General features: G+C 69.1%; 13 protein-coding genes. 12 read left to right on the plus strand and 1 reads right to left on the minus strand.

The window, feature by feature from the left end; genetic code table 11:
- Nucleotides 1-195 precede the first annotated feature (195 nt).
- Both ACTWPV_RS38855 and ACTWPV_RS38860 read left to right on the plus strand, forming a co-directional pair.
- A complete protein-coding gene (locus tag ACTWPV_RS38855) occupies nucleotides 196-888 on the plus strand; it encodes a GntR family transcriptional regulator (RefSeq protein ID WP_443155606.1) in 693 nt (230 codons plus the stop codon).
- Entirely contained in the window at nucleotides 885-1793 is a 909-nt protein-coding gene (locus tag ACTWPV_RS38860) for a phosphotransferase (protein WP_443155607.1), read from the plus strand. Before ACTWPV_RS38855 ends, ACTWPV_RS38860 begins: the two co-directional genes overlap by 4 nt.
- On the opposite strand, the gene ACTWPV_RS38865 is transcribed toward ACTWPV_RS38860, so the two are convergent.
- Nucleotides 1790-3037, minus strand: coding sequence for a hypothetical protein (locus ACTWPV_RS38865; protein ID WP_443155608.1), 1248 nt, complete (start codon nucleotides 3035-3037; stop codon nucleotides 1790-1792). The genes ACTWPV_RS38860 and ACTWPV_RS38865 overlap by 4 nt on opposite strands.
- 449 nt (nucleotides 3038-3486) lie before the next feature.
- Between ACTWPV_RS38865 and ACTWPV_RS38870 the strand changes: the two genes are divergently transcribed.
- From ACTWPV_RS38870 to ACTWPV_RS38915, 10 genes are all read left to right on the plus strand, one after another.
- Nucleotides 3487-3654, plus strand: a complete 168-nt coding sequence (locus tag ACTWPV_RS38870) for a hypothetical protein (protein ID WP_193318786.1) — start codon at nucleotides 3487-3489, stop codon at nucleotides 3652-3654.
- A gap of 22 nt (nucleotides 3655-3676) precedes the next feature.
- The gene (locus ACTWPV_RS38875) at nucleotides 3677-4006 is read left to right on the plus strand and encodes a WhiB family transcriptional regulator (RefSeq protein WP_443155609.1); all 330 of its coding nucleotides are present in this window, start codon (nucleotides 3677-3679) and stop codon (nucleotides 4004-4006) included.
- Nucleotide 4007: 1 nt separating this feature from the next.
- Nucleotides 4008-4370: an RRQRL motif-containing zinc-binding protein gene (locus ACTWPV_RS38880; RefSeq protein ID WP_443155610.1), complete on the plus strand. Its 363-nt coding sequence runs from the start codon at nucleotides 4008-4010 to the stop codon at nucleotides 4368-4370.
- Complete coding sequence (locus ACTWPV_RS38885) at nucleotides 4367-5377, plus strand: DUF2637 domain-containing protein (protein WP_443155611.1); 1011 nt, start codon at nucleotides 4367-4369, stop codon at nucleotides 5375-5377. Before ACTWPV_RS38880 ends, ACTWPV_RS38885 begins: the two co-directional genes overlap by 4 nt.
- Nucleotides 5377-5766 carry a hypothetical protein gene (locus ACTWPV_RS38890; protein ID WP_443155612.1) on the plus strand — a complete coding sequence of 130 codons (390 nt, stop codon included), beginning with the start codon at nucleotides 5377-5379 and terminating at the stop codon, nucleotides 5764-5766. The genes ACTWPV_RS38885 and ACTWPV_RS38890 overlap by 1 nt, the downstream gene beginning before the upstream one ends.
- A complete protein-coding gene (locus tag ACTWPV_RS38895) occupies nucleotides 5763-7952 on the plus strand; it encodes a cell division protein FtsK (RefSeq protein ID WP_443155613.1) in 2190 nt (729 codons plus the stop codon). The genes ACTWPV_RS38890 and ACTWPV_RS38895 overlap by 4 nt, the downstream gene beginning before the upstream one ends.
- 375 nt (nucleotides 7953-8327) lie before the next feature.
- Nucleotides 8328-9215: a bifunctional DNA primase/polymerase gene (locus tag ACTWPV_RS38900; RefSeq protein WP_443155614.1), complete on the plus strand. Its 888-nt coding sequence runs from the start codon at nucleotides 8328-8330 to the stop codon at nucleotides 9213-9215.
- Nucleotides 9212-10762 carry a YfjI family protein gene (locus ACTWPV_RS38905; RefSeq protein WP_443155615.1) on the plus strand — a complete coding sequence of 517 codons (1551 nt, stop codon included), beginning with the start codon at nucleotides 9212-9214 and terminating at the stop codon, nucleotides 10760-10762. The genes ACTWPV_RS38900 and ACTWPV_RS38905 overlap by 4 nt, the downstream gene beginning before the upstream one ends.
- A gap of 14 nt (nucleotides 10763-10776) precedes the next feature.
- Nucleotides 10777-10974 (plus strand): helix-turn-helix transcriptional regulator, encoded by a 198-nt coding sequence (locus tag ACTWPV_RS38910; RefSeq protein ID WP_443155616.1) that lies wholly within the window; start codon nucleotides 10777-10779, stop codon nucleotides 10972-10974.
- Nucleotides 10974-12347 (plus strand): tyrosine-type recombinase/integrase, encoded by a 1374-nt coding sequence (locus ACTWPV_RS38915; protein ID WP_443155617.1) that lies wholly within the window; start codon nucleotides 10974-10976, stop codon nucleotides 12345-12347. Before ACTWPV_RS38910 ends, ACTWPV_RS38915 begins: the two co-directional genes overlap by 1 nt.
- Nucleotides 12348-12389: the final 42 nt, after the last annotated feature.

The raw sequence follows: 12389 nt of genomic DNA on the forward strand, positions 1-12389 counted from the left end.
TGCTTCAGCAAGTTGTGCGGATTCCGCGGCCGTACCGACAAGATCGCAGCTCGTCGCCACCCGGCAACAACCTGGTGTCACCCCGCGTCCGCCCCCTCATGACGGGAAAGGGATAGGGGGACGTGAGGCCGGTAAACCCCGCCGGTCACGCGCCAGCCCTACCCTGGAGACACTGTGCCTCGGCGAGGGAGCGCGATGAGCAAGGCGACGGATGCCCCTACCTACGTTCGGATAGCCCAGGACATCCGCACCCGCATCCTTCAAGGCGATCCCCCTGTCGGCGCCATGCTGCCCTCCGAGGCCGCACTTGCCCGCACGTACGGCGTCGCGCGAGGAACAGTCCGCCAGGCGGTGGCCGAGCTGGAGCGCTCGGGGCTGGTGGCCAGCGAGGCCGGCCGGGGCCGGCGCGTGATGGGCAGCGACCCGGCGACGGCCACCCGCGCGGCGGCCACCCAGTACGAGACGATCGCGGAGACACTCCGCAAGCGCATCGACAGCGGCGACCTCGTCGCCGGCCAGCAACTGCCCGGTGAAGCCGCCATCGCCGTGGAGTTCGGGGTGTCGAAGGGCACGGCCCGCCAGGCGCTGCAACTCCTGGCCGGCGAACAGCTCATCGCAGCCGTCCACGGCAAGGGCTGGTTCGTCGGCGGCCCCGAGCACGCGCGGACCCGCGCCGACGCGGTGGCCGCCGAGTTCCGGCAGGACATCGCCACGGGCAAGCTCGCCGTGGGCTCCGTCCTGCCCGGAGAGAACACGCTCGCCCAGGAGCGCGGCGTCGCCCGCGTCACCATCCGCCGCGCCTTCGCGCTCCTGGAAGCTGAAGGAGTCATCGAGAAGAGGCCCGGCCGGGGCCGCGTCGTCAAAGCACGAGCTAAAGGTGACACGTGACCGTATCTCAGACGCCCTCGATCCCCTTCACCTCCGCTGAGGCGCTGGCGACCTTACAGGAGACCTGCGAGACAGCGGGACTGTCCGATCAGGACGCCCGCCTCATCCGCCTCGGCGAGAACGCCCTGTTCGTGCTTCCCGCCGAGCACGTGGTCGTAAGGATCGCGCGCAGCGTCGAGGTGCTGAACGACGTACGCAAGGAAGTGGCCGTTTCAGCCTGGCTCAACGACGCCGGGCTGCCGGCGGCGAGAACGACGGCGCACAAACAACCGCTCATCGTGAAGGGCCGCCCGGTAACGCTCTGGCACCTCATCCCCGACAGCGGTTCGCCGGCCACTCTCGACGACCTGGCCCGCGTCCTGCGCGAACTCCACAGCCTGGACGTCCCCGCCGACCTGGGGCTGCCGTCGATGAACATCCTCAGCCGCGTCTCCGAACGCATCGAGGCGGCATCCGTCCTTACCGACGACGACCGAGACTTCCTGCTGACACGGCGACACGAGCTGCAAAGCGCCTACGACGCGCTGGCCTTCCCCCTCACACCGTGCGCTGTCCACGGCGACGCGCACAACGAGAACCTCATCAGAACCGTCGACGGGAACATCCTGCTCATCGACTTCGAACGCTTCGCGTTCGGCCCGCCGGAAACAGACCTCGCCGTCACCGCCATCGAGCACTCCGTCGGATGGGGGACGAGAGCCGACTACGACCGGTTCGCGGAGCGGTACGGATTCGATGTCCTGGCCTGGGAGGGTTACCCCGTGCTCAGAGACATCAACGAGCTGAAGATGACGACCTGGCTCATGCAGAACGTCAACGAGGACGCGGCAATAGCGCAGGAGTTCCGCAACCGCATGCACTCTCTGCGCAATCCCGACGAACCCCGGCGCTGGCGCGCTTTCTAATCTCTCTCCGGCGAATACTTCCTGGCGACGACGGCGTTGAACTCCGCGACGCGGCCATCGTCCGCGTACGCGTTCAGGTTCGCTTGCAGGTCCCGGATGTACCGGAGATAGCGCTCCGACTTCAGCGATCCAGCAAGGTCGACGGCCTCCAACGCGACGGCCGCGGCCTGTGACGGCTCGCCCATGTGCACGTAGCTCGCCGCCTGGACCAGCCGGTCGAAGGCCAGGGTCCGCACGTACTTCGGATCGCAGAGCCCGACCGCCTGGCCGACGAACTCCATCGCCTGGGACGGCTTCTGGAGGTCGCGGTAACAATGCGCGCCTTCGCTGGCCAGCTCGGCGGCGTCGAAGTAACCAACCCACGAGGGGTCATCGTCCACGTTGCGCTTGGCGAACCATTTCTCCGCCTCAAGCAGAGCTCGCGCGCATGCGGCCTCGTCGCCGTTCCCGGCGTGCGCACGGGCTTCCATGGCGAAGAACAGGGCCATGGGCGTCGCGGTGGACGCGTTACGGCAGCCTTCCTGTGCCGCACGCGCGAGTTGGATGGCCTGGTCGTAGCGGCCCAGGTAGTTGGCCTGGTGGCTCATGTCGGCAAGAATCAGGCCGCCCAGCATGCGATCTCCGGACACCTGGGCGAGGCGCAGTCCTTGCAGGAAATAGCGCTGCGCGAGCCCGTGCCGGCCGAGGTCGTACGCCGTCCACGCGACCAGCTCCGTGATTTCGGCCGCCGCCGCGTACAAAGCCCGCCCCACCGACTCCTCGAACTTCCCGTCGAGCATGGGAACGACTTCCCGGTTGTAATACTGGACGAGCGCGGAGCGCGCGTGTCCGCCCCCGAATTGAAAGCCCATGTTGGCGAAAAGCTCGGTGGTGGCGCGGATGGTCTGCACGTCCCACGGGCCGACAGAGGGCCGCGCGTGCTCCCGCACCGGTACGGGCTCGGGCCGCGAAAGCAGCCACGCGATGAGGGACTCGTTCCAGGCGTCGGGAACGACTACCGACTGGATCGCCACCGGATCGTCGGCGAGGTCGCGCCGCGTCAGGCCAAGCAGCCGGCTTCCCACGTCGGAGACGCCTCCGCCGTGGGCCAGCGTGCGTTCCAGCGTCTCCGGAGTCACGACGCTGGCGAACCCGACGTCGTCCAGCGTGAACGTGACGCCCGCTTTCCTGCTGAGCGCCTCGGCGATGAACCGTGCGGTGGCCGGTCGAGGTTTCACCCCGCTGAGCCAGCGCTTGACGTCCACGTGCGTACAGCTCAGCGTTATGCCGTTTTCTTCAGCAATCTGCCGCACTCGTGAAGCAAGTCCCGAATTAGAGCAATCAGCACGCCGCATCGCGTCAGCAAGCCCCACATTAGGCATTCGGGACATCTTCACCTCCGCACGTGCACGCCCAACAATCATGACGCGAACACGGCCCCGAGCGCCCGCGTTATAACAAGAAAATCGAGCCCGCATTACTGCTGGTCAAGGCTTGAATCACCCCCAAAAATCACCCCCTGTGCATTCAGTCCCGGTCATGAGCACGGTGTTGCCGCAGGGCCTGACGCGGAAGTCTTAAGTCAGCAAGAGCGGCCGAGCCGAGCACCGCAGGACTCCGACACGACCCGTCCCTAGGGCTTGACTCTCCGTAGCTGTACATGTTCTATGTCTGTTAGTACCTGCTTTGCAGGTCAGAACCGAGAGGCTCACCCATGCTCGTCCGTCCACGCAAGGTGCTCCCGACCGTCATCACGATCTGCCTCGCCCTCTACGCCCTGAAGGACCCGGAGGGCGCGGCCACCGTCGTCAAGGCGGCGGCGCACCTGGTCATGAGCGCTTCCGAGTCGCTCGCCCGGTTCATCCAGACCGTCAGCAACTGATCACCAGGAAAGAGACCCGACAGTGGCCTACAACCCGAACCGCCCGCTCCACCCGGCGCGCATGTCGCTCGCCGACCTCGAAACCGTCTGGCAAGGCGGCGGCGAGACACCGCTTCCCGAATGCACCTACGACCCGGAGCTGCACACCGGGCCGCGACTCACAATCGAGAGCACCGAAGAGCGAGCCGCCCGCGAGGCCGTGGCGCGCGACGTGTGCTTCACCTGCCCGGCCCGGCAGCTCTGCGAGCTGTACGCGAGGCAGGCCCGCCCGACGTCGGGCATCTGGGCCGGCCACACGCCCGCCGAGCTGACCACCCGCACGAGCGCACTGGAAGACATGGAGGTGGCCTGACATGGCACGCCGCACCCGTACCCGCTTCTGGGACCCGTCCGGCCACCGGTACGGCATCCCCACCTACCCGAGGAAGAAGATCCCGCCGCACCTGCGCACGCTGCGCCAGCTCGCCGCCGAGGGGCTCCGGCCAGGCGGCCAGGGACCGCAGGCACAGGCTCTGTGGTGCTCACGCGTTCCCGGCCCGCCCCGAGTTCGCACCGCCTACCTGTACGACGTGCGCCTCGCCCTGCCGAAGCGCACACCTGGCCGGCGCACCAGGACGACGGAGACACAGACCCGGACGTGCCCCGAGTGCCTGACCGAGACCATCGACCGCCGTTTCGGCGTGTGCCCGGACTGCGCGGAGGAGGCGGCAGCATGACCGGCCCCACCGCTGACCGCGTACCGACCATGGAAGGACACGCGATGACCGCGTCCACCCCGCGCCCGCTGACCGAAGGCGAGCGCACCGCGATAACCGCCACCGCAGTCGTCACAGGAGCGCTCGGACTGCTGGGGTTCGTCAACAGCTTCGAGCGCGTCGCCACTGCAGCGGAACCGTCGTTCGGATGGTTCGCCTGGACTGTTCCACTCGGCATCGATCTCGGCATCGCCGTGTTCTCCGCGCTGGACATCGTCCTGGCCCGGCTCGGCATGCGGCTGGGCTGGCTGCGGTTCATCCCGTGGGCGCTGACCGCCGCGACGGTCTACCTCAACGTGGCCGCCTACCTCAGCGCACCCGGGCAGACCGACTGGTTCGCCGTCGTCGCCCATGCCCTGCTGCCGCTGCTGTGGGTGATCGCCGTCGAGGTGGGCGCGCACGTCGTACGCAGGCACGCCGACCTCTCTAGACCGGACCACATGGACGGCATCCGCCGCTCCCGCTGGTTGCTCGCCCCGCTGGCCACGGTGTGCCTGTGGCGCCGGATGGTGCTCTGGGAGATCCGCAGCTATCCCGAGGCGCTCGGGCAGGAACGCGAACGCATCCTGGCCAAGACGGAGCTGCAGGACCGGTACGGCCGGCTGTGGCGCTGGAAGGCCACCAGGCGGGAGCGGGCCCTGTACCGCCTCGGCGAACTCTCGCCCAAGCACGTGGAGATGTCGCCGGCCGAACCGCTGAAGGCCGCCCTACCACCCGCGCCGCCGAAGCGCCGCACGCGCAAGCAGCGGGCTCGATCGACACCGACGCCGAACGTGGGAGACCTCATGCCCTTGGGACGGCACATCGCCGCCAACCTGACCGCACAGGGCGAGCCCCTGACCCGTGACCGCCTCCGCGACGCCATCCGCAACACCGGCCGCAGCATCTCGACCGACCGCGCGGGCGCGCTCCTGGCCCGGCTCAAGGCGGAAGGCCCGGCAGCCGTACCGGAAGGAGAAGCCGCCTGATGAGCCTCACCATCACCGACACCCAGATGACCTCGGACGGCTGCCCGAACGTGGCCGAACTCCGCGCCGGCGGATGGACGGTCACCGGCTATCCCGGACGGCTGTTCGACCGCAACCAGGCCATCACCGCCATGCTGCTCGCCGAGCTGCTGGCCCTGACCCTGCCCGCCGGACGCGACGCGCTCCTCGCCACCTGCTGGCGGACCGAACTCGACATCACCGAGGCGGACGGACCGCACGCTCCGACCGCCGACGACCGACCGGGCGAGACGCGGTCCGACCGCACCTCGACCCTGACCACTGACTGGGACGCGGCCTCATCCGCCAAGACAACGACCGCGCCCCAGGACTCCACCGCCCACCTGGCAGCAGAGGTTCCTTCATCATGACGCAGCCACCGGACGACCCCAACCACGACGACCAACCGGACCGGACCGAGCAGCAGGACGACAAGGGTGCGGACATCGTCGACCTCAACGCCGCGCGGTCCGGCCGCCGGTCCGAGCCGGAGCCGCCCGTCCTTGAGGGCGAGGTGCTCAGGGTGGACCAGCCCGGCCCCGCCCGTACGGACTGGCGGGCCGGCCTGGAGCGCAAGGCGACCACTCGCCAGCCGATCATCCCGCTGTGGCTACGCTCCCGCGCCGAGGCCATCGAGACGCTCAGGTGGGCCGGCCTCCACTACGCGCATGTGGCCGGCTACCAGCTCCTCCGCACACCGCTCTACGCCGGGCGGATCGTCGCCCGCGCCCCGCGCGGCCTGGTCCGCCTGGTGAGCGGCCTGGTGCGGTGGACGTTCGACCTGGAGGGCGAGCCCGCGCGCATGGCCGCCGTCCGCAAATCCGACTACGACGGGTACCTCAAGTTGAGCAGGCAACGCGACATTCGTGTCCGGGCGCGTGCCTGGATCACCGGAACGATCCTGGTCACGCTGCTGGTCCTGGCCATCGTCACGGTCAACCAGCCCACCGCCGCCCAATGGGGGATGCTCGCCGTGGCCATGGCCCTGCTGGGCGTTCTCGGCAAACCCGCCGACCGGCCGCTGATCAATCGCGCGGTGATGGCGTCGGAGGTGGAGAAGCTCACCAGCGACATCGTGATCCGCGCACTGAGCGTGCTCGGCATCGCCGGCATCACGCAGGCCCTGTCCAAGAACCCGAAGGACGCCATCCGGTTCGTCGCCCCGATCACCCGCGACGGCCCCGGCTGGCGCGCGGACATCGACCTGCCGTACGGCGTCACCGTGGCCGACGTGCTGGACAGGCGCAAGCAGCTCTCCGGTGCGCTGCGCCGCCCGCTGGGCTGCATCTGGCCCGAGGGCGACCCCTCCGTACACGAGGGACGGCTGATCCTGTGGGTGGGTGACAAGGACCTGTCCAAGACGGTCGTGCGATCTCCGCTCAAGCGGGCCGGTTCGCACGACGTGTTCAAGGGCGTTCCGTTCGGCAACGACCCGCGGGGACGCCTGGTCACGGTGCCGCTGATCCAGCACAACGTGCTGATCGGCTCCCAGCCAGGGCAGGGCAAGACCTCGTCCATCCGCGAGCTGGCCGCCGGCGTCGTGCTCGATCCCACGGTGGAGACGTGGTTCCACGAGCTCAAGGGCACCGGCGACCTGGACCCGTACGACAAGGTCTGCCACCGCTATGTCTCCGGCATCGAGGACGAGGCCATCGCCTACGCCGCCGACTCGCTCACCCTGCTGCGCAAGGAGGTCATGCGCCGATCGGCCGCGCTGAAGTCGCTGCCGCCGGACCTGTGCCCGGACAAGCGCGTCACCCGCGCCATCGCCGACAAGCGCTCGCTGGGCCTGCATCCGCTGGTCTGCATCATCGACGAGTGCCAGAACCTGTTCGCCCACGCCGAGTACGGCGACAAGGCAGGCGATGACGCCGAGTTCATCATCAAGCTGGGCCGCGCCCTGGGCGTCGTCCTCATCCTGGCCACCCAGCGCCCGGACCGCGACAGCCTGCCCACCGGCATCTCCGCGAACGTCTCCATCCGCTTCTGCCTGCGGGTGGCCGGCCAGTTGGAGAACGACATGATCCTCGGCACCTCGGCGTACAAGAACGGCATCCGCGCCACGGTGTTCGTCCCGGAGAAGGACGCCGGCACCGGCTACCTGGTCGGTGCGACGCCGATGCCGAAGGTGGTCAAGGCCGCCTACCTCAACACGCCGGAGACGCAGCTCATCGCCGACCGGGCGTACGCGCTGCGCAAGGCGCGCGGAACGCTCAGCGGCCACGCGCTCGGCGAGACGCCCGAGCAGGCCGCGCCGAGCTTCGACCTGCTGGCCGACATCCTCGCCGTGGTCCCGCCGTCCGAGGCCAAGGTCTGGAACGAGACCGTCGTGGATCGCCTGGCCGAGCTGCGGCCCGACGCCTACGGCGCATGGGCGGCGCTGGAGGGCGGCGCGAAGACGGCCCAGCTCACCACCGCGCTCAAGCCGTACGGGGTGCGCACGATGCAGGTCTGGGGCACGCCGGAGAGCGGCGGCAAGGGCGCCAACCGCATCGGCATCGCCCGCGACGACATCACCACCGCCATCACTCAGCGCGACAAGGGCAAGGCGTCCTAGCCCTCGCCGATCGCCTCTAGACCTAGAGGCGCACCCCTCTAGGTCTAGAGGCTCCCCTAGAGCCCGAATCTCCGTTCTACCTGGGCTCTAGCGCCTAGAGCACGACCTGCGCAAACCCTGGAAACGGCCCCTGGAGGCCCTCATGGCCCATGCCATCGCCCTTCTAGCCACCTGCCTACCGTTCGTCACTTTCAGTTACATCGTCGTGTGTCTCGCGTCGCCCTGGGGCCGCTGCACCCGCTGCCGCGACGGCCGTAGGAGCCGCACCTGCCGCGCCTGCGACGGCACCGGCAAACGGCCACGTCTCGGCTGGCAGCTCTACGTCCACGCCCGCCGCCTGTACCGCGACCGCTGATGACCGCTCAGGAGACCCGCATGCGCGACCTCACCCGCTACGCCCTGGCCGCCGCAGCCCGCGGCTGGCACGTCTTCCCGCTCGCCCCGCACGACAAGCGCCCGCTGCCTGGCTTCACCGCCTGGGAGACCCACGCCACCACCGACACCGCGCTCATCCGCCACATGTGGGCGCGGGGCCCGTTCAACATCGGCATCGCCTGCGGCCCGTCCAGCCTGGTCGTCCTCGACCTGGACGTGCCCAAGCCCGGCGAGCACCCGCCCGCCGCCTGGGCCCGGCCCGGCGTGAACGACGGCTCCGATGTCCTGGCCGCGCTCTGCGAGCAGGCCGGGCAGCCGCTGCCGCTGGAGACGTTCATGGTCCGCACCCGGCGCGGCGGCACCCACCTGTACTTCACCGCACCCGCCGGGCTCGACCTGCGCAACACCGCCGGCAAGCTCGGATGGAAGATCGACACCCGAGCCCGCGGCGGCTACGTCGTCGCCCCCGGCAGCACCGTCACGCTGCCGGACGGCACCGGCACGTACGACGTCCTGTACGAACCGCCGCCGGCCCCGCTTCCGCCCTGGCTGGCCGACCACCTCACCACCCAGCCGTCGGTGAGTTCGGCGGGCGCGGTGCTGAACGCCTGCGGCGGAGACCGAGCCGCCGGCTACGCCTTGGCCGCGCTGCGCGGCGAGATCCAACGCGTCCTGGACGCCGTCCCCGGCACCCGCAACGACACGTTGAACCTGGCCGCCTTCGCTCTAGGCCAGCTCATCGCGCCAGGCCTGCTCCCGCGCGCCCTCGCCGAGGCGTGCCTGCTGAACGCCGCCGAGGCCACCGGCCTCGACTTCCGCGAAGCCTTCACCACCATCCGCTCCGGACTCGACAGCGGACTACGCCGACCCCGGAGGACAGCCGCTTGACCACCACCGCAGAGGCCATCCTGAACACCTGCAACGCCACCCAACAGCTCACCGACCTGCACCACCCACCCACGCCCTGGGAGACACCGGCCCCGCTCGGACAGCGCGGCGACCTGCCGCCCTTCCCGGTGCACGCACTCCCGTCCTGGGTCGCCGACCACATCAGCGCCGTCGCCGAGGAGACGCAGACCCCGACCGATCTGGCCGGCTGCGTCGCCCTGGCCGCCCTGTCCACCGCCGCCGGCGGACGCGCCGTCGTCAACGTGCGCGGCTCCTGGATCGAACCGGTCAACCTGTTCGTCTTGGTCGCCATGCCACCCGGCTCCCGCAAGTCCGCCGTCTTCCGCGCCATGACCACACCGCTCCTGCACGCCGAGAGCGTCCTGCTCAACCGCATAGGCCCGCAGATCACGGAAGCCGAAGTGGCCCGCCGCCTGGCCGAGGATCTCGCCGAGAAGGCCGCCCGTACCGCCAGTTCGGCACACGGCGAAGCCGCCGCCGAAGCCATCGCCGAGGCCCAGAGCGCGGCCCTGGCCGTCGAGGACATCAAGATCCCGGTCAAGCCCCGGCTCCTGGCCGACGACGTCACACCGGAAACCGCCTCAACCATCCTCGTGGAACAGGGCGGACGCCTGGCCGTCCTGTCGGCCGAGGGCGGCATCTTCGCCACCCTCGCCGGCCGCTACTCCGGCACGCCCAACCTGGACCTGTTCCTCAAGGGCCACGCCGGAGACCCGCTCATCATCGACCGCCGAGGCCGCAGCGAACGCGTCGACCAAGCCGTCCTGACCATGGGCCTCGCGGTCCAGCCCGAAATCGTCTCCGACATCGCCACCATGCCCGGCTTCCGCGGCAAGGGCCTGCTCGGCCGCATCCTCTACAGCCTGCCGCAATCCAACGTCGGCTACCGCAACGTCGACGCACCCACCGTCCCGGACCACATCGCGAGCCGCTACGACGCCAACCTGCAACGCCTCACCATCGACATGCACGACTGGCACGACCCCGCCCGCCTCGTCCTCGCGCCCGACGCCGCCGGCCTCTTCACCGAACACCGCCGCACGACCGAACGCCGCCTGCGCCAGGACTCCGGCGACCTCGGCCACATCACCGACTGGGCCGGCAAGTTCGACGGCGCGGTCATGCGCATCGCCGGCCTCATCCACCTGGCCGGCCGCGTCGAAGACGGCTGGCGCCACCCGATCATCGCCGAGACGGTCACCGCCGCCATCACCATCGGCCAGTACTTCGTCGCCCACGCCCTAGCCACCTTCGACGCCATGGGCGCCGACCCCGACCTCGAAGCCGCCCGCGTCGTACACGCCTGGCTGCACCGCACGGCCACGGCTCGCTTCACCGTCCGCGAAGCCTTCACCGCTCTACCCCGCAACCGCTTTCGCAAGGTCACCGAGCTGGAACCCGCCCTCGACCTGCTCGAACAACTCGGCTGGATCCGCCGCGAACCCGAACCACCCCGCACCGGCCCCGGCCGCCGCCCGTCCCCGGCTTACGCCGTCCACCCGACCCTGCACCAGCACTCCGCCTGACCGAGGAACCGCCCTTGAAGACGAACACCCGTACCGACGAGAAGCTCACCGTCGCCGAGGTCTGCGCCGAACTAAAGATCGCCCGTTCCACCTTCTACGACTGGCGCGCCAAGAAGCAGGGCCCACGCTGCATCACCCTCGCGAACCGCGAACTCCGCATCCGCCGCTCCGAACTCGACCGCTGGCTCACCGCACGAGAGGACGCTGCCTGATGCAGGACACCACCTACGACGTGCGCATCCACGGCATTGAGAAGCGCAAGAACGCCGATGGCGTCGTCACCTCGTACCGCGTCTCATGGAAGGTCAGCCGCGAGACGTGGAAGGAACGGTTCTCCACCGCAGCCCAGGCCGACGCTTTCCGGTCCGAACTCATGACAGCCGCCCGGCGCGGCGAGCCCTTCTCGTGTCGGACGGGCCAACCGATCTCCTGGAAACGGGACCTGCCGGTGATGACCTGGTACGCCTTCACCCTGGCGTACGTGGATGCGAAGTGGCCTTACGCAGCTCCGAATCACCGGCGCGGAATTGCTGAGGCACTCACCGACGCGACCGAAGCACTACTGACCAACGACGAACATCCGCGCGAGAGCCTTCGCGCGGCCCTGCGCTGGTCCTACAGCGGCAGGATCCGAGACGCTGAGCAGCCTCCTCCCGGCTTGGCTGATGCCGTCCGCTGGCTGCATACGCACACCACGCCAATTACCGCCCTCACCGAGCCAGGCTCCGGGGCCGTGCTCACACGGGGGCTCCTGGCGCGCATCAGCCAGACCAAGGACGGCAAGGCAGCCGCCGCCAACACCACGAACCGGAAGCGCATGGTCCTCAACAACGCCATGGAGTACGCCGTCGAGATCGGGGCCCTTCCCGCCAACCCGCTCAAGGCGGTGAAATGGCCCAAGCCTCGAACCCTAACCACCGTCGACCCGCGGGTGGTCATCAACATCCACCAGGCACGCCGCTTCCTCAACGCCGTCGAGACGCACAGCGAACGAGGCAGACGGATGAAGGCTTTCTTCGGCTGCATGTACTTCGCCGCCCTGCGCCCGGAAGAAGTCGTGGACCTACGCGAGGAGCACCTGGTCAGCCTCCCCGAAAGCGACTGGGGAGAAATGCGGCTCACCAACGCCGAACCGCGCGCCGGCAGCCGCTGGACCAACAGTGGCAAGGTCCGCGAGCGCCGCGAACTCAAGCACCGAGCGAAAGGCGAAGTCAGGCCCGTTCCCATACATCCGGAACTTGGCGCGATGCTCCGGGAACACTTCAAGCAGTTCGGCACCGGCCCCGATGGACGCATCTTTGTCGGCCCGCGCGGCGGCCAGATGACCGACCGCGCCTACCTCAAGGTCTTCCACGAATCCAGAGCAGAGGCATTCACGCCCGTAGAGGCCAAGTCCCCGCTCATGGACGTCCCCTACTCTCTCCGGCACGCATGCGTCTCCACATGGCTTAACGCCGGAGTCCCCGCTCCCCAGGTGGCCGAGTGGGCGGGACACAGCGTTGACGTCCTGTTGCGGGTCTATGCCAAGTGCATCTACGGTCAGCAAAGGGACGCCATGGACCGGATCTGGGAAGCGACGCGATGACGCCAGCACCTTCGCTTCAAGCTCCTCACCGAACAACGACAA

Origin of the sequence: Nonomuraea sp. KM88, from assembly GCF_052245635.1 — a bacterium.
Taxonomy (GTDB): Bacteria; Actinomycetota; Actinomycetes; order Streptosporangiales; family Streptosporangiaceae; genus Nonomuraea.